This window comes from Aquabacterium sp. (assembly GCF_014378415.1).
In the GTDB taxonomy this organism is placed as follows: Bacteria; Pseudomonadota; Gammaproteobacteria; order Burkholderiales; family Burkholderiaceae_C; genus Aquabacterium.
Genome location: NZ_JACMNS010000031.1, coordinates 1 through 19,237, shown reverse-complemented (window position 1 = coordinate 19,237; position 19,237 = coordinate 1). Strand labels below are relative to the sequence as shown.

Sequence of the window (19,237 nt, the reverse complement as noted above, 5' to 3'; positions counted from 1 at the left end):
CGCGATGCGGTATACCCCAGATGAGGGGTGGCAAAAACGAATAACGGTCCGCATTCAGCTCATCCAGCCTTGGCCTGGGGCATCACGACGATGCCATCCTCATCGGCATACAGCCAGTCACCCGGGCGCACCCACACGCCTTGAATCTGCACCGGCACATCGGCCTGGCCTTCTTTGCGCTTCTCGGTGGGCCAGGGCATCAAGGCCAGTGCCCGGATGCCCACGTCGCACTCGGCGAGCTCCGCCGAATCACGCACGCAACCATCCACGATCACGCCAGCCCAACCGTTGTTGGCCGCGGCTTTGCCCAGGTTGCCCCCCACCAGCGCGCGTCGCAGCGATGCGCCACCATCCACCACCAGCACTCGGCCCAGGCCGGGTGAGTCCACCGCTGCTTTGACCAGGGTGTTGTCCTCGAAGCACTTGACCGTGCTGACCGGGCCGCTGAACTTGAGGCGTTTGCCATAGTCCTTGAACACCGGCGGCAAGACGCGGAAGGCGCCATCGGTGTCGTTCTTGTGGTCATCGCAAAGGTCGCAGGTTGCAAAATTCGTGGTCATGGCTTCTCCTTGGGTCAACAGCTCAGGTCAATGAAGCCCGATTGTCAACGACCAAACAAGCCCTTGATCACACTGCCCACGCCTTCGACCATGCCAGTGAAGCTGACGCCCAAGGACTCGGCCAAGCCAGCTGCAGCCCGCACGGCCAATTGCTCGTTGAGCGAAAAGTGTGGATCGTCCAGCCGCCCATCGAGAGAAAACTTCAGCTCGATGCGGCCCTTCTCACTCATCGCGGCAATGACGGCTCGGCGAGGCACGCCCGCAAAGGTGCTGAACAGACCGCCACCGCTGCTCAACTCGAGCCCCGTCAAGGTGATGACGCCCGGTGCGCGCAAATGGTTGTTCACCACCGTCGCATCAAAGCGCAAGTCCAAGGTGCCGGCGCTCACGCCCCCTTCGTTCAGCTTGACCAGGTAAGGCTGCAAGGCGATCAGATCAACCCCGACCAGTTGGCCTTTGAGCTGCGCATCGTGCGTGGCCGGCGTGAACTCGCCCACCACCTTGATGCGGCCATCGCGCTGCGGACCTTTGACCACGCCTTGCAGATCGATGTGCATGGCCTGGTCCAAAGCCGGGACCGACACGTGATCCAGCACAATGTCCAGTTGGTCGATGTGGACGAGGTGCGCCGGTTTGCGAACGCTGGCGTCATAAAACGCCAACTGCGCGCCGACCATCAACACCTGCCCGATGTCGATGTGCGGTGCGGGCCCGTCCTTGCCAGGGTGGTCGGTGGGCGGCTGATCGCTGGGCGAGCCCGCATGCTCGAACAAGGCCGGCAACACCCGCAGCTTGCCATCGGCCGTGCGCAAGACGGACAGGTAGGCGCCCTTCACGGTCACGCTGCGCACGCGCCACGCATTGCCGAACAGGCTGAGCATGTCGGGCACCACGGTGACCTTGGCCGCGCGCATTTCATCCTCGGCCGGCCAGCCTTTGCCGCTGGCCCGAACACGCAGGTCTTGCAACTCCACGCTGGCCCAAGCCACCTTCAAGGCGCCAACGCTGGCACCAGGGCCCAACGCCTTTTCAATGTTGGCGTGCAAGCGGGGCACCGTCACCTGGAAGGCCACCAGGCCCAGCAATGCCACCGCGACTGGCACAGCGCCAGCCCACATCCAGAATCGATTCTTCATGCGTTCACGCGGCGCCCACTTGCAACACGATCTTGCCGATGTGATCGCTGCTTTCCATCAAGCGGTGCGCATCAGCAGCCTTGGCCAGGGGGAACACGGCATGGATGACCGGCGCACAGCGGCCTGCCTCCAGCACCGGCCAGACCTTGGCTTTGAGTTCGGCCGCAATGACCGCCTTCTCCTTCGTGGTCCGTGGGCGCATCGCCGACCCGGTGATGCTCAGGCGCTTGGCCATGATCTGCGCCAGGTTGAACTCCTTGACGGTGGTGCCGCCCAAAAAGGCCAGCAGCAGCAAGCGCCCGTCCATGGCCAAGGAGGCCAGGTTGCGGGCGAAATAAACCGCGCCCATGATGTCCAGGATCACATCCACGCCACGGCCTTGGGTATGCTCCAAGATGACTTTTTGGAAGTCTTGTTCCCTGTGGTTGATGACCAGTTCAGCGCCCAGCTTCAAACAGGCCTCGCGCTTCGACTCGCTGCCCACCGTCACAAAAGGGTGTGCGCCGAACTCGCGGGCGAGTTGCGTCGCGGTGGTGCCAATGCCACTGCCACCGCCATGCAGCAAAACGGTGTCACCCGACTTCAAATGCCCCATTTGAAACAGGTTGGCCCACACCGTGAAATAGGTCTCAGGCAAGGCCGCCGCCCTGATGGCGTCGTAGCCCTTGGGCCAGGGCAATGCCTGTGTGGCTGGCACCGTGACGTGCGTGGCATAGCCCCCGCCATTGGTCAAGGCGCACACCTTGTCGCCCACCTTGAACCCGGTGTCGGCGCTGCCAACGGCCACCACTTCGCCCGCCACCTCCAAGCCCAGGTGCTGGTTCGCGCCAGGCGGCACGGGATAGTGCCCACTGCGCTGCAAGACGTCAGGCCGATTGATGCCTGCTGCCTCAACGTGAATGAGCAACTCACCGCCGACGGGCTCCGGCACCAAAGCAGTGGCCAAGTGCAGCACTTGCGGCCCGCCGGGCCCGGAAAACGCGATGTGGTTCATCTGACTGGGGATGGGCATGTCAATCTACCTGCGAAGGTCTGGATGTTTTTTCAGTAAAAATTGCGCGGTCAACACCAACCATTCCACAGCCCGCTCCAGAAAAGACCGCGGGGATGGCTTGACGAACTGAGTTTGCACCGTTTTCATCGCTGAGCCTTTCGGGCAATTGGGTGAGGTGCCTTTCAATGGCAATGCACGTGCCAGGCTCCCACCCTTCAGCCATGCGTAGGACATGACCCACAAGACAAAGTGGTCCCAGCCTGCTGGTTTGGCATGGCGCGCCATCCACTATCTTGAAACTCACCAAGACAGCCAGGAGCGCGACATGAAGCCTCACAAAACGGCGACCTCCAGCACTGGCTTGCTGGCATATCTGACAGGCATTGGCCGAGCCATCTTTCATCATCAAGACCACGATGCTCAGCAAGCAAGCGACCAATACTGGGCTGTCATGCACATTGACACCAATGGTGTTCTGCAAAACACCACGGTGCGCGTGATCTCGGTTCATCCGGGCTTGCGCAGCGTCACCGTGCGTCGCGAAGCCGATGAGCAAGACATCATTCTGCGCATCAGCCGGATCGTTGAAGCCATCGACATCCGCAGTGGCCGCCGGGTTGACTTGGCGAAATGGCTGGACAGTCACCCACCCATGGGCCTGGGTGGAGGCACCCAGTCTTGATGTGTCAGTTCTATCCGACACTTCATTTGACTGTGGTCTGACAACGCACGGCAAGGGCAAGGCCTACATTGGTTTGTGTTGGACCTAACTTTGACAGCCCGCCGGACGATGGTCCCAAGCTGTGGAAAGGAAACCATGAATGCCTTGCGCCAAACCCCAACCGCGCCCCTCGCCCACTTGACGGCCGTTCACCTGCTCGGCCGAATCCTTGAACGCCTGGACCACTGTCCAAATGGCCCAAGTCAACCGGCCCGCTACCAAGCGGCCATGCAACGCCTGAGCAAAGCCCTGGACCGGGTTGAGCAAACCTTCGTGGTGCGGCTGGTGCTGGAGGCGAATCCCGCACCAGCGCTAGGGCAGGAACACCCTGCGCCCCGTTGACTTAGCAGCTCGATCCCCGGTGCGTCACACCGTGCCGTCCAGGATCAGCCGAGCCACCCCTTGCGGATCAACCCACATGGGCACATGCCCCCACTTGGCGGGCCGAACCCAGGTGGCACTTGGCGGCAATTGATCGCGGTGCTGGGCAATGGCGGTCAACAACCAATCTCGCGTGCCAAACGCCACCGTTAATGGGCAGGCGATGGACTCCCCTCCGTCGAAAGCCCCGGCGTTGTCAATCGTGGCATCAAAGCCCGGCGCAAAGGCGAACTCGGTCGCCGCGCGAAACGCATCAGCGGGCGTCATCCGGCGGCTGCCAAAAGAGATGGGCAACGACAGCAACAGCTCGCGCAACAGCGCCGATTTCATGGCCAGCTTCACCCCACCCGGCGACCAACGAGTGGACGCGCGCATGAACCCAAAGAAATGCTGGATCAGCGATGAAGGGTGGCCTTTCCACAGGCCTGCCGGCGAGATGGCCACCACCGATCGCGCCCTGCCCTGCTTGGCCACTTCCAGCGCCATACAACCGCCCATCGAGTTGCCGGCCACATCAAATGGATCGTGGATGCCTTTGGCCTCCTGCGAGTCGAGCAAGGCTTTCACCAGGTTCGGCACGGTGGGCAGAACGCCATCAGGCAGTGGCGGGGTCTTGCCAAAGCCAGCGGTGTTGAATGCCAGCACGCGCCTTTCGCGGGCCAGCAAATTCATCACCGGCGCCCAGGCAAAGCTGGACATGCCAATGCCATGCAACAAGACCAGCGGGCGTCCTTCACCTCGTTCTTCACAGTGCCACATGGGGCGATCCTTTGCGTTCAAGTGACACGGAAAAAGCTCAGTTCAACGCGGCCAGGGTAACGGGCGCCGGTGCCAACGAACACCGACTCCATCATCCACCTCAGGCGGGGAGAGGCCGTCTCGAAACGTAGCGTGGTGCGGAAATAGACCAGGGCCGGATCGACCTGACGACCCTGGTTGATCTGCTCGATCACCTCGGGCGCGGCCACGCGCATGCCGATGTTCTCAATGAAAATCTGCTCGCCTTTCAGCCTCTGCAGAATGTAGCGTGCTTGGATGAACGATTGCGTGGCCGATGTCAACAACTGAAAATCGGCGCCACCCGGCAGCACATGGCCATGCAGCACGGGGCCATTCATCGAACCCGACGTGATGGGGATGATGCGGCGCCTGCCCAAGGGCGTTTCACCAATGTCCATCGGCGCGGCAACTTGGAACACGCAATCGACAATGCGTTCAAGGGTTGGGGCGGCAAGGCTCATCGCGCACCGGCGGCAGCGGGTGCTGCCTTCAAGTTCGGCTGGTCAAAACCGGCGACACGCTTGTAGCCTTGCGCAATGCCTTGCGGTGCGCGTTCATGCGCCATCTGCATGACCTGCTCGGGCCCATTGAGCCGGTGGCGCAGCACGATGGCGGCGGTCTTGGGCAAGCGATCGGCCTCGTACTCCACCTGGCACCACATCCACGATGATGAACCACGGTTTTGGCCTGATCGGCAAGGGCGCGCCCGACCCGGTGCAGTTCTGTCTGGGGCAGGCGAACCGGCTCAAGGCGCTGGGCCTTTGAGGCGACGGTTCAAGTAGGAGACAGCTTGTCGAGGAGCGTCAGCAGTTGCTGGCGTTCCTCGACCGTCAAGCGGTGAGCAACACGCTGGTCCTGTGTGAGCACGGCCTGCTCGATCCGGCGCAGGTCTTTGCGGCCCAGTGCCGTCAATGCCAGGCCATAGGCCCGGCGGTCGCCAGGTACTTCCAGGTGCTCAACGTAACCCATCTCGCTCAAGGTGTCGGCCAAGGCGACCACCCCCGAGCGGGCAATGCCCAGCACCTGCGCCAGCTCAGTGAGCTTCAGGCCTTTGTTGTGGTGAATGATCACCATGGCTGAAAAACGCGGAGGCGTGATGTTCCAGGCTTCAAGCGCGGGCAGGAAATCGTTGTAGATCGCGATCTGCGCGCGGCGCACACCATAGCCGACCAGCGAGTCGAGCACGCCGTAGTCGATGCCCGGCACATGCGGGTTGAAGGAGCCTTCAGATGGGGGAATCTGACGCGTCATGAGCTTTCCAAGGTTGGCGGTCCGCAAACTCAAAGCAATGCTTGAGAAGACCCAATCCACCATTGTGACCGCCAAAACCAGGCCCCTGAAAAGGCAGAAAAGCCATCCGTGTGCATCCACCAGGGATCACGCCGCCGAGCTCCCGGGCGGCTTAGGCTCCAGGCATGGCTGGATCAAGGCGTCGATCGAAGCCCCCCGACCGAGTCGCACCTGCAAGACAAGCAAAATTGTTCGCATGACACGTCCGAAATTTGCGAACAACATACGGACGGTCGCCATGTCCATGTCATCGACAAGCGACCACATTTCAGCGCTCATCAGCGTGGCCGGGCCCGGACACGTCTGGGTGCCTGGCGACTTTGCGCAGCTTGGCAACCGCGATGTGATCGGCAAGACCTTGCAGCGCATGGTCGCCAGCGGCCACCTGCGCCGCATTGACCGTGGTCTGTATGACGGGCCGATCATCAACAGCCTGACCCATCGAATTCAAACTGACGGCGCCCAGCATGGGACCTCCATTCGCGCCGATTTGGCACAGGGTTTCAGCGCCATGCCCGGGTGGATGCAAGACTTCCTGCGCACCATGCCCGACTTCGATCTGGCCATGCCGCTACACCCAAAGAAGGGCCAAGATGAACCCCGCCTATGACGAGGTGATCTCTGCCAGCGATGCCGACCGTGGCGCGCTGTTCGCCGAAACAGCAGCCCGACTTGGTACCCCGGGCCCTTTTCCAGGGTCAGCAATGAGCACCTCAGCCGGAATGCCCAAGCCTTTGTGGAGCCGCCGGATCATCGTGAGCGTCAAAGGGCGGCTGCGAGCCAGCACCTCGTACACACGGTTGCTGCGCCCAATCATCGGCTCCAGGTCTTTCACGGACAGACCGCCTTGCTCAAGCCGGAACTTGATCGCCTCAATGGGATCAGGCGCCGAGATGGGGAAATGCCTCGCTTCATAGGCCTGAACCAGCGTGGCAAGCACATCCAGACGATCCCCGTCAGGCGTACCCAGGTCTGGATCAAGATCCATCAGCGCTGCAATCTCCTGCAAAGCGCCCCGGTAGTCATCGTTGGTGTGAATCGGTCGAATTTCCATGGTGAACCTCCGTGGCCATCAAGCCAGTTCTACGGTTTCAGCGCCTATCGCGTCATACGCCTTGTGCGTGCCAATGAACTTGACATAGACCAGTTGCAGCTTGTACGAGACCGCTACAACCAGCCTATAGTCATTGCCTTTGATGTTGAACACCACGCGACGCCCCTTCAAAATGCTGGCATTGCTGTACTGGGCCTTGATGTCGGATGGTTGCTGCCAGCTGGCCTTGCTGGCTTCGGCAAACCAGGCCTTCAGCGCCTGTTCGGCATCTTGGTGATCCGGGTTTTCCCAGAAGGTCTTCAGGGTGGAAACGGCAATCACTCGCATGGGCAGATTTTAGTCCCATTTTGGGACTAGCGCAAGAGTGCGGGTGTCCGCCTGAGGTCTCACTTGATTTTGTACGCCGGAATACCGTACATTCCCCGGGAAAGAGAGGTTTGCCATGCCCACCGATAACAGCCGCACCACCCGTGTTGAAGCCCGCATCGCCCCCGATGTGCTGGCCATCGTCCGCCGCGCGGCTGAAATCGAAGGCCGCAGCCTGAGTGACTTCCTGGTCAGCGCCGCCCAGGAAGCCGCTCGCCGCACCATTGAGCAAGCGCAAATCATCCGCCTGTCCATGGATGAGCAACAGCGCTTTGCATCGCTGCTGCTGGATCCCCCTGCCCTGGCGCCAGCCATGAAGCGCGCAGCGCAAGCGCATCAAAAGCTGATCGCCTCTAAACCGTGACGGGAACGTTCCGGATTGAGGTGCTTGCACCCGAGCACGATCGTTCTGGTTTTGCGTGTGGCAGTGATCCGCTCGACCGGTACCTGCGTGAGCAAGCCTCGCAAGACATGCGTCGCCGCACCAGCGTTTGCTACGTCGCCATCGACTCCACGACAGGTGCCATCGCCGGGTACTACACGCTGGCGGCTGGCAGCGTGCAACTGACCGATGTGACCGAACAGATGGCGAAGAAGTTGCCTCGCTACCCCCTTGTGCCTGTGGCACGCCTTGGGCGCCTGGCGGTAAGCTTGAACTTCCAAAAGAGGCAACTCGGCGCAGCCTTGTTATGGGACGCCGGGCAGCGCGCCATGCAAGCAGGCATGGGCGTCTTCGCGCTGGTAGTTGATGCCAAAGATGACATCGCGGCGGCGTTCTTTCAACACCATGGCTTCACGGCGTTGAGCAGCAATCCGTTGACACTGGTGCTGCCCATCGCCACCCTGGCAAAGAAGGGTTGAACCTTTAAACGGCCACCAAGCCAAAGTTGACCCGCTGGCCCAAGGCCGTGGCGATGTTAACCAGTCGGCCCTGCAAAATTCAATTCACGCTCACGAGTGACCACGACGTGAACACAGGCGGGGCCATTGCCAATGTTGTAGCGCCGTGATGTCGGCAATCGGTTTATTGCCCAGCGCCGGGAACACATCGGCCTCCAGGGGGGACGCTGCGGGTGGATCCTCCTCGTTTCCGATTCGAATCCCGTGAACTCGTCCGATCAGTAGCCGACTTCCCGCTGATGACGCACGGCCAAGATGACGACATCAGCGCCATCAATGCGGTACATGGCGACATAGCCGCTATCGCCGAAATCAATCAGCCACTCGCGATATTCTGGCTCCATGTCTTCAACAGGCCTGCCGACTCCAGGTTGTTGGCCCAGCACCTTGACACCCTGCCGGATGGACTTGACCGCACGCTTGGCGGCGTCGATGTTCTTGCTGGCCAGGAAGCGATAGAGACGCTGGACATCAAGTAGCGCTTGCGGGGACCAGATCAGACGTGACATTCAGGAGGGGAAATGTCGTCGCCGTCCTCAAGCTGGCCAAGCCAGGCATCGGCCTCTACGGCCGTCACATGCAAGCCGGTGCGCTGGTATTGCTCCCACGCGTGAATGCCGTCTTGGCGGAAGGCCTCGAGCTTCTCTTCGCGCTCAACGTATTGGCTGATCGCTTCACGCATCAGCCAATGTGGGGTGCGGTGCCGAGCTTCGGCCAGACGTGTGACGCGCGCCTTGATGTCGTCATCGATCTTGATAGACACGGGCCGAACTGTTGCCGCCATGATCCTACACCCCTTGGTATTACTAGGTAATACCTTAGCACATCAAGCGTCAACAGGCAAGTAGACGACTACGGCTAATCATGCGTCCGACAAGCTGGACAAGGTGCCAGATCCATACACGGCAATGTCATGGCGGCCTCAAGAGGCTTTTGGCCTGCGCCGCGAGGAAAGCATCAAGATCCAGCCAGGATGGGCCGACCGTGGCGACCTGCTGGTGCTCAAGTCCACATAGACCAACAGTCCACGCCCTCTAGCAGCTTCTTGCGGGCATCGTCACGGGCTTGGCGGGCCTGTGCCAGCGTGACCGCCGGATAGGTGCCAATGGCCAAGCGCTTTTCTTTGCCGCCGATGCGGTACTTCCAGCGCCAATGCTTGCCCCCAGCGGGCAAAGCCTCCAGGTAGAGGCCGCCGCTGTCGGCGTAGCGTTCACGGGCCTTGCCTTCAGGGCAACGCGCATTCTTGCAAGTGGCGTCGGTCAAAGGCATGTGGGGGACTTTTGGCTGGCACCGCTGAGGGACTGCGGATAAGTCCCCAAAATAGTCCCCCAATTTGCCCGGGCTGTCAAAGGACGACATGGGACGGCAAAACGCGAAAAGCCCCGCGAGTTCAATGACTTACGGGGCTTTTGCGTGGTAACTGGGGTCTTTTTGGGACGCTGTGAAACCTGATTCTGGCGGAGAGGGCGGGAGGTGTGATAGAACACACAAAATCCTTACCAATCAACAACTTACAGAACACTAACAGGCGCCTAAGTACATAGCCAGGGTTCGTAGGTTTTCAGTCTACCGCAAACCAAAACCCAGGGATGGAGCCGGAGCACCGGGAGGTCTACTTCATAGGCAGGCATGAAGGACAAACAGGGATTCGAATCCTAGGGGCTCGTTTAATCAAGCTGGCCCAGGTGCCCGAGGGTGAAGAGTTGGCCCAAAAATCACCAGGGGAACACCAAGACCCCCATGATGGCCAACACCAAGGCGAGGTCCACACACCAGTCCCTTGAGATGAACCCAGTCTGGGCCCTTCTGGTGCCCTGAGGGAGCCCTGTAGGGGCCCGCACATGCTCAATCCTGGTGTGATGACCCCATGAGTAAACCTCAATATCTGCCCTTCTCTCAGGTGGAATCACCCCCTGTTCTTCCTCCCAAAGGTCCTTAGCGGCCAGGGTGGCAACACGGGGGCGCAACACGGGTTGAAGCTCCATAAGGCGCTTCGCGCATTGCTCTATCCATTGGTCTCTAGGTGGCGTTTTCATACTGTGTATTTGTACAGTACTTTGGGGCACTTGTGAAGCCCCTTTGGAGTCCCCACTCTGGCATCATATGAACCACCACATAACGCCAAAGGGAGCCCCTCAATGGATGATGACGTGCCGCCAGGGCGGATAACTTTTGATGAGCGTCCAGACCCCTATGAACGCTGGGGTGCTGCTGTCGGCGGTGCGCTGCTGGGCTTCATCATTGTTGGCTACCTAAGCCTTCGCCTCTTCAGACACTCCGATGGATTCCTCCCACTGGTGATGGCTTGCCTTGGTGCCTGCCTTGGTGCTTGGTATCAGGTGAAGTACGGGGACTACTGGTGGAAGCGCCTTGTGGGGTGGGTTCGGTGGTGGTGACGGAACTCCACTCATGAGCACGACCAATCGACACTTCAAAACAGAAGGCTGGCTCTTGCCTGTTCTGCTGGGGGCTCCTATCGTGGTGGGATTGGTGGCCATCTTTGTGATGCCGCTGATAGGCCACCATAGCGAAGCTCGGGAATGTGTCCGTGCTGGTGGCTCCTATGAAGAAGCCACAGGTACGTGCATCAAGAAGGCCTCCAAGCCCCCAAGTCAGCTGGTCCCATGATGGACTGGACCTACCGGCATTGCCAAGGGTCCACCCCGCCAAAGGGACAGATAGCAGGCCCGCCAACTACCCCCGAACCCACATCACCCCTAGGCTGGCCGCGAGGACCCCAGCGGCCCAAATGTCCACCGCCCATTCATCCAGTAGCCAGGACAAAAAGGACTTATGAGGCGCGGGCTTCATGCTGGTGTTCCTTCAAGTGGTGGTTGGAACCGTAGAGTGGTTCCTGAAGGTGTCACCCGAAAGACAGCCTTGAGCCCATGGATAGTCCATTGGAAGGACCTGGAAGGTGTCCCGTTGGGTTGACCTGAAGGGGGCACGAAAGGGGATAGATAACAAGAGACAGGCACTCAATGTGAGTGACCACTGACATGGCAGGGTATCGGCCCATGATGCCCACCCAGAGGTGCCTGCCAAGCCCCTTCAGGCCACACTCAGGTACTGGTACAGGGTCTCCCGACTGATGCCGAACTCCCTAGCGAGGCCAGCCCTTCCCCTGCCCCCGTTGGCTACATCCTTAGCGCGCAACTCCTGGGCCTTCTCAGGTGACAGCTTCGGTGCCCTGCCCTTATAGACACCCTTGGCCTTTGCGATGGCGATGCCTTCCCGTTGACGGTCCTTGATGAGGTCCCGCTCAAACTGGGCAACGGCACCCAACAGGTGAAGCATCAGGGTAGCCATTGGGTCTTCCTGGTCGGGCCTGAAGGTTTGCCTTTCCTTGATGAACTCCACAGTCACACCCCGCCCTGTCAGGCTCTCAATGATGCCCTTCAGGTCGGTCAGGTTGCGGGCCAAGCGGTCCATTGAGTGGACAACCAAGGTGTCACCCTTGCGGCAATGCTTGAGGGCTGCCTGTAGCTGTGGCCTATCAGCAGTGGCACCACTTACCTTGTCTTCAAAGGTGGCATCCAGGGCCATCCCATCAAGTTGCCGTGCTGTGGTCTGGTCGGTGGATGACACCCGCAGATAACCCACCCGTTGACCCCTGTAGGTGCTGGCAGTTGCCTCGGGTGGCTTCACTGCTGGGGGCTTATTGTTGGTGGCCTTCTTGGCTGCTGTGGTGTTCACGCTCGGTTCCCTGACTGCTGTTGATGTGTAAGAATAGAGTCTAGATGCACTTCAAGGATGTGTCAACAAATAAGATTGACACCCTAACCAGACACATCGGCCAGGGGAAGACCTGTCAGGGCTCAATGTGTCTTTTGGGTGTACCCCAGGCCGACACATCAGCATTGGATACCATGCTTGGTTTTGGGAGGACAAGAGCATGACACTTGCAAAGACGATGAGCGGAAAACTCAAGGTTCTGCTTTGGCTGGGCGTTGCTCAGGCTTGGTCGGTGATGGGACTTTATTTCTATAAGTTCGCGCCCGGGAACTGGTTCACTCTTTCGAGCGAAAGAGACGTGTGGGGCCAGTTCGGTGACTACGTTGGGGGGATGCTGAACCCTATGCTGTCGTTCCTCGCGTTTAGTGGCTTGATCGTGACAATTGTTTTACAGGCCCGCCAGCTAGATGAGGCGCGTAGTCGAAGCCGCCTTGATGAACTGCAAGGCTTGATGAGCAGCGTATCTACGACGATTGATAGCCTTCTCAGAAGCTCCCCTACTTTGCACCGACTGAAGGCGACTCAAGGAATGGTAGAAACAAACCTGACTTTGTTTAATCACATTCAAACCTTTGGTACTGCCGCGTTAAAGAGGTCTGAGAAGGAAAGCGATGAGTACTTCGGCGAGGTGTTTACCCATCTCATGGCCGACATAGGGCCGTTAGTCACAACACTGGGACTGGAACTTAACGCGCTGGCGTGGACGATAGAGCGGTACGAGGCTGAGGGCGGTGGCAGTGACCTACTTGAGTTTTATCGCTTCAGGAACATTGCCGTTATTGTCTGGCTGAAGGCCCTGGGTCAACTTAAAAGCCACTCAAAGGTAGACAAGGTTTTTCAACCAGAACAATACAAAGACAGCTTTTAGTCGCGGGACACCCAAACGAAGAAGGCCCAAATTTAGCCCGGTGATTCACCCCAACGTGCAACCCATAGCCATGCCATGGGCCAACGCAATGGCCCGCCTGTTGCCTGGGAAGGCTCCAAGGCCGTGCCCCCAGTGCCACGCCACAGAATGCCGGTGAGTCTGGGCCCACAGACGCTTCCATAGATCAAGGTATTCAGGGTCACCACCATTGGACAGCTTCCAGCCTCTTGAGGCCCACGCGGGCATCCAACTGGTTATAGCCAACTGGAGATAGTTGGAGTCTGTGAACACTGAGACAACCTCAGGCACCGCTAGACGTTCAAGACCCTTGACGACTGCCAACAGGTCAACCCGCTTACTGGTGACTTGCTGGACTGCCCCCTTGGTCTCCATGAAGTCCGCACCTCTGTAGAGGACACACGCCCAGCCACCCTTGCCAGGGTTGCCCTTGGACACCCCATTGGCATAGATGAAGACCGGCAAGGATTTGTCAGGGGTCACGCTGGTGGGCCGCCTGCTTGGGGCCTTGTTGGTTGTTGCCATGGTGTGGGGTGTTGATGATGGGTTGATGAATGATGAGAACTGGAAGGCCTCCTGGACGTATCCAAAGGGGTCTTCCAGCTATCACAGTGGGGTGCCTTGTGGGAGAGGGTTCCCCCAGTGGTTTGCCGTGGCCTGTGGGCGCTCTGTCAGTGCCCCTTATGGAGAACCTGACGGGCCCAGAAATCCAAGAGCCCAGGGCCCCCACGGGGGGAACTTGCGCGGGCGCTTAGAGGGATACCCTCTGACAGTTTTGCTAGAAATTTGGGGGACCCCTTTCAGGGCCCCACGGGTGCTCAATCAGTAGCACCTCACTGGCGTTTCAATGACGACTTACCGGGCTCAGTTGGGACGCCCTTCCATGACCATTTGCATCTTGGTTTGCAACTCAGGGAACTCTTCATAAAGCTGGCTTGTGGCTGCCTTACGGGTGTCCTGGTGAAGCATCTTGATGATCAAATCCTTCTGGGACTTGTAGCCATCACCAGTGCCCCTTCCCTCGGGGACATCCTTCCATTCAGCTTGACTGATGGTGTCGGTCAGGGCTGTCTTGAAGAGGCCCCCTTGGAGCTTCAATAACCTGTTGTACTGCTTAGGTGTCAGGTCCACAGCGGGCATCCCATCGGCCACACGAAGTGCCTTAGGTGGCCTTGTCAGGTCCAGGTTCAGGCGTCGTAACTCACGGGCTGCTGGGTCTTCGCTGTCCCTGGAGATGGGAAAGGCACCTGTACGGGCTTTCACATCGTTGCCCAGGGCATCCACCTTGTTGTAAACATCCATGGAGTACCCAGGGAGCTTTGCCTTGAAGGCATCAGCCAAGTCCCACACCTCCTTGGCGTAGGGGTCGTCCTCACGGGCCAGGGTACGGAACAGTGAACTGAAAGGTGTCAACACCGAAGAGGTCAGACCATTGCCCCATTGAGACAACTTGTCGGTGTTACCTCGTTGTGCCTGATTGAGCGCATCCACAAGGTCTGACATACCGGCTGTCATGGTCTGACTGGTGATGTTTCGACTCAAGGCCAGGATGGCAGCACCCATCAAGGCCGGGGCCTCGTGTTCACTCCAGTGGTCCTTCAAGTCGTGCATATCAGCGGCCAAGCCCAGGAACATCCCCAAGGGTGCCATTCGGTTCAAGGCAATGTACTCACCCTCCCCAACCTTCAGGCTGTACTGGCTGGGCCCTGAAAGGTTTTCAGCCTGCTGCTTGGTGTCACCACCTCCTGTGAACAGCCCAGCTTCCGCCAAGGCGAACCCAGAGAGGTACAACATAGAGGCAGCAGCCACACGGGCATTGGCAATGTCAGCGCGGGCACCACCGGCCTGAAGGTCAGCCTTGACGGCATCACTGTAGCCACGAAGCCCAGGTGTTCGTTCACCCACATAGGCCACCACATTCATGGGGGTCTTGATGATGGGCAACACCCAACGGGCCAACGGTAGGTTTCTTTGCATTTCAGTGGCCCACTTCATCTTGGCCCCTAAAGGACTTGAGAAGGTGCCCTGGTTGGCCGCAGTGATGGCCACCTGTCGGGCATCCCTGGTGGGGGTGTCCACGAACTGGGCAATGTGCCCATACAGGGCATCATCTTTGAGACCCTGCCGCAGACCATCACGGGTGGCCTGTGCGTGCAACTCACCGTAGTAATACGCCGACTTGAACACATCATCAGCAGCCCCTAGGAGCCGTAGAGGTGTCCGTATGGCTGCACCCAGGTAGTCCACTGCTTGGCCTAGATAGCTGTCGCTGTCCATGTGCAAAGCTTGGGAACTGATGGCGGGCACCCTGGTGTTGAAACTGGCAGAACCCAACAGGTCCAGCGAGTGCCCCTCGGCTTTGCTCTCACCTGATAGAAGGGCCGCCCAGAAGCCCCCCATCTCATCGGCATTGCGTTGAAGCACGCCCATAGCGGCATCCTGGTTGCCCTTGAAGAACATCCCAGCGGCTTCAGCGATACCAGCACGGCCAGCAGAGGACACCCGTAAAGATGCCCCGAAGCCTTGAACCATGCCGCTCAGGTAACTGTTCACCTCTGCCTGGGTGACACCTTCGCCGACCTCCCGGCCAGCCAACTTACTGAAGCCCACAGCGGTCTGCCTCTCGATGCCTGACCACAGGGCCACGGCTGCATTGCCCACCACGTTAGCCACCTGGGTAGATGGTCCTGACAGGATGCCACCCACGAAGGACTCGAACAGTGCATCGGAGGTCCGGGCCAGTGCCGACTTCTGGGCCACTGCGGTGAGTGCTTGCGGGTCTCCATCCAGTTGGGACAGGCGGCGCATGAAGTCCATATTGGCTTCCTTGCCACCCAGGGCTTCCACCATCGAGTGCATCTCCTTTGCTGCCATGTCACCTTCACCACTGACGATACGCATCGCGCTCATGGCACGGGCAATCTCAGTTTGTGAAGACTTCATGTAAGCCTGGATGGTGGCGTGCCGTGCTACTGCCTGACGGGCTGCCAGGATGGATGCATCAGTGCCAGTCTGTGAGGCCACCTTGGCGACTTCCACCACATGCTGGGCATGGGCCACGAATACAGCCCGGTGAGCCGCAACGGTGGCATCCAGGTTAGTGGTGCCCTCATGCATGGCCTTGAAGCTGTCCATGGAGACACCCAGGGCCTTGGCGTGCTCCTGGGTTTGAGCCAGTGAGACCACCCCGCGCTTGCTCGCGTCGAACTGCTTGGAGAACTGACCCGTGAAGGCATCAATCATGTTCCTGACATCGGCCCCAGTGTTGTACCTGGAGAAGTTGAAGTCTCCAGGGGTTACCTTGGTAGCGAGGTCCCGATAGGTGCCACTCACAGCGGCATCCGTCATGGCATCAATACTGGCCTTTGGAAGGAAGCCAGGAGGTGAACCCGTGGGGGCCGTGAGGCCTTCCACACCTGGGCGTGCCAACTCTTCGGCCACGGGGTGTATCGCCTGGAGACCCTTGCGGGCCATGAAGGTCTTCACCCCACCGTGCAGCTTGTAGGCCGCAAAGGCAGCCAGGGCACCCATGACAGCACTTTGGGTGTTACTCATGGGGGTTGAGCCATCATCGGCACCCGCAGTGCCCGCAGCAGTGATACCAGCAGTGCCCACGGCAGAAGCCACTTGGCCTTTGTCTAGGCTGTGAAGCAACTTGATGAGCCCGGAGGAAGAACCTTGTGGGTCCGCCTTAGGGAGGTTCAAGGTGCCATCAGCGTTCAAGGCTTTGGTGATGCGGGCTAACAGGGCATCCTTGGTCCGTACAGTCGCTAGGAGTGCCTGCCCGGCTGCCTCAGGGGCAACCTTCAGGGACACCACCCGGGCTTCAGACAAGGAGCGCAGGTAAGCGCGGGCCTCATCAGAGAACACCTTACCCCGAGGGGCCACGTCAGCAGCATCTCTCAGGGCCTGGATAGCTGCATCCTGAAGCTTTGCATGGGCCTCAAGGGCCACCTGTTGGGCTTCACTGGGCGGCGCACCCTTGACCCCTAAGGCTTCTGCAGTGTCGTGGTCAAGCTCATGCACCATCGGGTCATCAGCGTGGCCTATCAGGGGGTGTTCACCGTCAAGGTGGAACTTCTGGAATGAACCAGTGTTGTCCACGGTAGCGGATAACACATCATCAGTGGCCGACACAGCAGGGGCAACCTTTTGGGCTGCCCTCTGGGCTTCAGTTTCACTGATGACCTTCTCCCATTGGTCCAGCTTCTTCTGGTTCACTGGGTCGGTGTAGGTCAGTTCAGTGTCAACCCTTCGCAGGGCCTGGGCGGTCTTCGACACGGGGCCTGTGCGCCGTTCCACCAGGGCTTGCACGTTGCTTGCCAAGGTGGGTGCTGATTGGGCAACCCTCGGGGACACCACAGGGGCAGCCTTTGGGGTTGCCTCTTCCAGTGCCCTGGCCTTGGCCAATGACTGCCACACCTCAGCAGCCTTAGGACCCAGGAAGCCCTTAGCGGCCTTCATGGACACCATCAGGACATCCGTGGCAGCACCCAGGTGAAGACCAATCAAGGCTTGCTTGGCGCGGCCCTCGGCGTGGCTGTCTCCAGGGGCTGCCTTGAGGTAATCCATGTAAGCATTGTTCAAGATGGGATTGCCTTGGAAGACATCCTGGAGAGTGTTCACCGCGTTCTTCTCTTCAGGCTCGAAGGCGGCATAGTCCACTGCGGCCCCTGCTGTCATCGCCTGGATGACTGTGGGCATCTTGGCCAGCACGGGCAACGCTTTGACCAACTTCAAGGTGCCCGTGTAGGGAACAGCGAACTGAACCACGCTACGGGCCAACTTACCGGCTGCACTGTCGGGCTGTGGGATACGAGACTCCAACTCAATGCCCTGCATCTTGTGGTCAAACAGCTTGTTAGACAGGTACTTGACTGCATCGTTACCCAGGTTCCAAACGCTGGCTCCTGTATCTGTGGCACCACCAGCACCAATTGTGGTGGCTCCCTTGGCTACTCCCATCAGGTTGTCTAGGGCATTGCCGGGGGCATCCAACAGGTCTTGCATGGTGGGAATACGGTGGTCATCGCCAGCGGCCACCTGTGGCGTGCTTGAAGGTGCCACTGCTGCGGCTGGCCGTGAAGGTGCAGCCTGTGGAGGCTTGGCCTGTGTGGATGCCTCTTCAAGGGCCACCTGTTGGCGCATCTGGGACACCAGGGCATCAGCCTTGGCCGCACCACGAAGCTTGCTCAGGTCAGAGTAATCACTTTGGAAGTCGGTCATTTGGTGTTGGCCTCAATGGCGTTGAAGTAGTCCAGGTGTTCCTGAACAGAGTTAGGGTCTTTGGGTACTTGTCCAGCGTCATAGGCAGCCAGATAGGCTTTCCTGTTGGGCTGGCGGATGTTGGCGGGGCGGATGTTCTTGACGTTGGTAGTCGTCACGATTTCATCGGCCCGCTTCTTGGTGCTGTCACGTACAGCCATGACGGCCTTTTGATAGCCTTCCATGTCGGTGCCGTACTGGGATGCAAACGAAAGGAGTTGCCTTTCAGCGTCTGCCTTGAGTTCTCGCAGGGCCACGGTTTTCTTGCACGTGAAGTCAGACCCAGGTTTCATATCGGGCACCGATGACAGGACCTCCTTGACGGTGGCCCGGTACTCGGGTTGCCTGACGATGGCCAAGGCCCTGTCGGCCCGTGCATCTGAACGTGCATCCGAGACGGCCCGGCGTTCCTCTGACAGGCGTTCCCCCATCATGGTCAACAAGGTAGGAATCTTGGATGGATGCACACCACTGCTGATGATCTTGGAGGCCGTCCAGTTGCCCACACGGGAAGCTTCAGCAGCCTTCAGGAACAACTCACGTTGCTCCAGGGTCTCGCCCTTGTCGTTGATGCTCTGAAGGGCCTTCTGGTACTTGTCGATGTCCAGCGGGGAGTGGGCAAACATGCTGCCTGCCACCAACTTACTGAAGCCCGCCATGGCACCTTCAAGGTCACCCGCTTGGGCCTGCATGAACAAAGGAGACACGGCAGCGTTCACACGGTTCTCATAGTCCGCCTTCACTTGCTTGTCAGCATGGTCCTGACGGGTCAAGAAGACATTCTGGGCATGCACCTTCAGGGCTGCAATCTGGTCCTTGTACTCAGGGATGGACGACAGGGCTGGTGTCCCATCGGGGCGCTTCTGGTCGGCCACCGACAGGGCCTGATAGTTGCCCTCACTGGCCAAAGCCTTCAAGGTCATGAACGTCAATTCATTGAAGCGGCCATTGGGGATGCCCAGACCATGAGCACCCAGGGACTGGCGAACACCATCAATGTCAGTGATGTCCACAGGGACACCCTTGGAGGTCTTCGCTGTGACAGCCCCTAGGAGCATCTCCATGGTGTTGGCTTCAGCCTTCCCCGTGATGTCCTGGTTGAGTTCCTTGTGATAGTCCTGACGGATCTGGTCAAAGGCTGAACCAAGGTGCGTCTTGTAGGAGTCCGC

21 protein-coding genes and 2 pseudogenes are annotated in these 19,237 nt (G+C 59.3%); 7 read left to right on the top strand and 16 right to left on the bottom strand.

Going from position 1 to position 19,237, the window contains the following annotated elements:
* Positions 1 to 59: 59 nt before the first annotated feature.
* Genes rraA through H7225_RS03575 form a run of 3 tightly spaced genes read right to left on the bottom strand, consistent with a single transcriptional unit; the run spans position 60 to position 2,708 of the window.
* Entirely contained in the window at positions 60 to 560 is a 501-nt protein-coding gene (gene rraA, locus H7225_RS03585) for a ribonuclease E activity regulator RraA (RefSeq protein WP_290659415.1), read from the bottom strand.
* 44 nt (positions 561 to 604) lie between these two features.
* On the bottom strand, positions 605 to 1,696 hold the full coding sequence (locus tag H7225_RS03580) for a DUF748 domain-containing protein (protein WP_290659414.1): 1,092 nt from the start codon (positions 1,694 to 1,696) through the stop codon (positions 605 to 607).
* A gap of 4 nt (positions 1,697 to 1,700) precedes the next feature.
* Positions 1,701 to 2,708, bottom strand: a complete 1,008-nt coding sequence (locus H7225_RS03575; protein ID WP_290659413.1) for an NAD(P)H-quinone oxidoreductase — start codon at positions 2,706 to 2,708, stop codon at positions 1,701 to 1,703.
* Between the two features lie 307 nt (positions 2,709 to 3,015).
* Here H7225_RS03575 and H7225_RS03570 point away from each other — a divergent pair, with 307 nt between their 5' ends.
* Positions 3,016 to 3,372, top strand: coding sequence for a hypothetical protein (locus H7225_RS03570; RefSeq protein WP_290659412.1), 357 nt, complete (start codon positions 3,016 to 3,018; stop codon positions 3,370 to 3,372).
* Between the two features lie 135 nt (positions 3,373 to 3,507).
* Positions 3,508 to 3,753, top strand: coding sequence for a hypothetical protein (locus H7225_RS03565; RefSeq protein ID WP_290659411.1), 246 nt, complete (start codon positions 3,508 to 3,510; stop codon positions 3,751 to 3,753).
* Between the two features lie 24 nt (positions 3,754 to 3,777).
* On the opposite strand, the gene H7225_RS03560 is transcribed toward H7225_RS03565, so the two are convergent.
* From H7225_RS03560 to H7225_RS03545, 4 genes and pseudogenes are all read right to left on the bottom strand, one after another.
* A complete protein-coding gene (locus H7225_RS03560; protein ID WP_290659410.1) occupies positions 3,778 to 4,551 on the bottom strand; it encodes an alpha/beta hydrolase in 774 nt (257 codons plus the stop codon).
* A gap of 17 nt (positions 4,552 to 4,568) precedes the next feature.
* Positions 4,569 to 5,033 carry a DUF3237 domain-containing protein gene (locus H7225_RS03555; protein ID WP_290659409.1) on the bottom strand — a complete coding sequence of 155 codons (465 nt, stop codon included), beginning with the start codon at positions 5,031 to 5,033 and terminating at the stop codon, positions 4,569 to 4,571.
* Positions 5,030 to 5,218: pseudogene (locus H7225_RS03550) on the bottom strand (flavin-dependent oxidoreductase); the annotation flags it as partial. The pseudogene H7225_RS03550 and the gene H7225_RS03555, both read right to left, overlap by 4 nt.
* Before the next feature lie 128 nt (positions 5,219 to 5,346).
* Positions 5,347 to 5,823 carry a MarR family transcriptional regulator gene (locus tag H7225_RS03545; protein WP_290659408.1) on the bottom strand — a complete coding sequence of 159 codons (477 nt, stop codon included), beginning with the start codon at positions 5,821 to 5,823 and terminating at the stop codon, positions 5,347 to 5,349.
* 37 nt (positions 5,824 to 5,860) lie between these two features.
* Between H7225_RS03545 and H7225_RS03540 the strand changes: the two genes are divergently transcribed.
* Positions 5,861 to 6,472, top strand: coding sequence for a hypothetical protein (locus H7225_RS03540; protein ID WP_290659407.1), 612 nt, complete (start codon positions 5,861 to 5,863; stop codon positions 6,470 to 6,472).
* 93 nt (positions 6,473 to 6,565) lie between these two features.
* Here the strand turns inward: H7225_RS03540 and H7225_RS03535 are convergent.
* Positions 6,566 to 6,916, bottom strand: a pseudogene (locus H7225_RS03535) (transcriptional regulator); the annotation flags it as partial.
* A gap of 18 nt (positions 6,917 to 6,934) precedes the next feature.
* Entirely contained in the window at positions 6,935 to 7,243 is a 309-nt protein-coding gene (locus tag H7225_RS03530) for a type II toxin-antitoxin system HigB family toxin (RefSeq protein WP_290659406.1), read from the bottom strand.
* 115 nt (positions 7,244 to 7,358) lie between these two features.
* Between H7225_RS03530 and H7225_RS03525 the strand changes: the two genes are divergently transcribed.
* Both H7225_RS03525 and H7225_RS03520 read left to right on the top strand, forming a co-directional pair.
* Positions 7,359 to 7,646, top strand: a complete 288-nt coding sequence (locus tag H7225_RS03525) for a DUF1778 domain-containing protein (RefSeq protein ID WP_290659405.1) — start codon at positions 7,359 to 7,361, stop codon at positions 7,644 to 7,646.
* Positions 7,643 to 8,143 carry a GNAT family N-acetyltransferase gene (locus H7225_RS03520; protein WP_290659404.1) on the top strand — a complete coding sequence of 167 codons (501 nt, stop codon included), beginning with the start codon at positions 7,643 to 7,645 and terminating at the stop codon, positions 8,141 to 8,143. Before H7225_RS03525 ends, H7225_RS03520 begins: the two co-directional genes overlap by 4 nt.
* A 257-nt stretch (positions 8,144 to 8,400) precedes the next feature.
* Here the strand turns inward: H7225_RS03520 and H7225_RS03515 are convergent, their stop codons facing one another.
* The 3 genes from H7225_RS03515 to H7225_RS03505 all read right to left on the bottom strand — a co-directional run bounded on the left by H7225_RS03515 (position 8,401) and on the right by H7225_RS03505 (position 9,451).
* On the bottom strand, positions 8,401 to 8,691 hold the full coding sequence (locus H7225_RS03515) for a type II toxin-antitoxin system RelE/ParE family toxin (protein ID WP_290659403.1): 291 nt from the start codon (positions 8,689 to 8,691) through the stop codon (positions 8,401 to 8,403).
* Positions 8,679 to 8,966 carry a CopG family ribbon-helix-helix protein gene (locus tag H7225_RS03510; RefSeq protein ID WP_290659402.1) on the bottom strand — a complete coding sequence of 96 codons (288 nt, stop codon included), beginning with the start codon at positions 8,964 to 8,966 and terminating at the stop codon, positions 8,679 to 8,681. Before H7225_RS03510 ends, H7225_RS03515 begins: the two co-directional genes overlap by 13 nt.
* Before the next feature lie 218 nt (positions 8,967 to 9,184).
* Positions 9,185 to 9,451, bottom strand: coding sequence for an Arm DNA-binding domain-containing protein (locus H7225_RS03505; protein ID WP_366481285.1), 267 nt, complete (start codon positions 9,449 to 9,451; stop codon positions 9,185 to 9,187).
* 1,140 nt (positions 9,452 to 10,591) lie between these two features.
* On the opposite strand from H7225_RS03505, the gene H7225_RS03500 reads away from it, so the two are divergent.
* Positions 10,592 to 10,810: a hypothetical protein gene (locus tag H7225_RS03500; RefSeq protein WP_290659401.1), complete on the top strand. Its 219-nt coding sequence runs from the start codon at positions 10,592 to 10,594 to the stop codon at positions 10,808 to 10,810.
* A gap of 423 nt (positions 10,811 to 11,233) precedes the next feature.
* On the opposite strand, the gene H7225_RS03495 is transcribed toward H7225_RS03500, so the two are convergent.
* Entirely contained in the window at positions 11,234 to 11,830 is a 597-nt protein-coding gene (locus H7225_RS03495; protein WP_290659424.1) for a recombinase family protein, read from the bottom strand.
* Positions 11,831 to 12,077: 247 nt separating this feature from the next.
* Between H7225_RS03495 and H7225_RS03490 the strand changes: the two genes are divergently transcribed.
* Positions 12,078 to 12,785, top strand: coding sequence for a hypothetical protein (locus tag H7225_RS03490; RefSeq protein WP_290659400.1), 708 nt, complete (start codon positions 12,078 to 12,080; stop codon positions 12,783 to 12,785).
* A gap of 45 nt (positions 12,786 to 12,830) precedes the next feature.
* On the opposite strand, the gene H7225_RS18310 is transcribed toward H7225_RS03490, so the two are convergent.
* The 3 genes from H7225_RS18310 to H7225_RS03480 form a co-directional block, all read right to left on the bottom strand.
* Positions 12,831 to 13,328 carry a ribonuclease H gene (locus tag H7225_RS18310; protein WP_366481284.1) on the bottom strand — a complete coding sequence of 166 codons (498 nt, stop codon included), beginning with the start codon at positions 13,326 to 13,328 and terminating at the stop codon, positions 12,831 to 12,833.
* A 339-nt stretch (positions 13,329 to 13,667) separates the two neighbouring features.
* Complete coding sequence (locus H7225_RS03485) at positions 13,668 to 18,029, bottom strand: hypothetical protein (RefSeq protein ID WP_290659399.1); 4,362 nt, start codon at positions 18,027 to 18,029, stop codon at positions 13,668 to 13,670.
* Positions 18,026 to 19,237: hypothetical protein (locus H7225_RS03480; RefSeq protein ID WP_290659398.1), on the bottom strand; the 1,212-nt coding region annotated here is incomplete at its 5' end. The genes H7225_RS03480 and H7225_RS03485, both read right to left, overlap by 4 nt.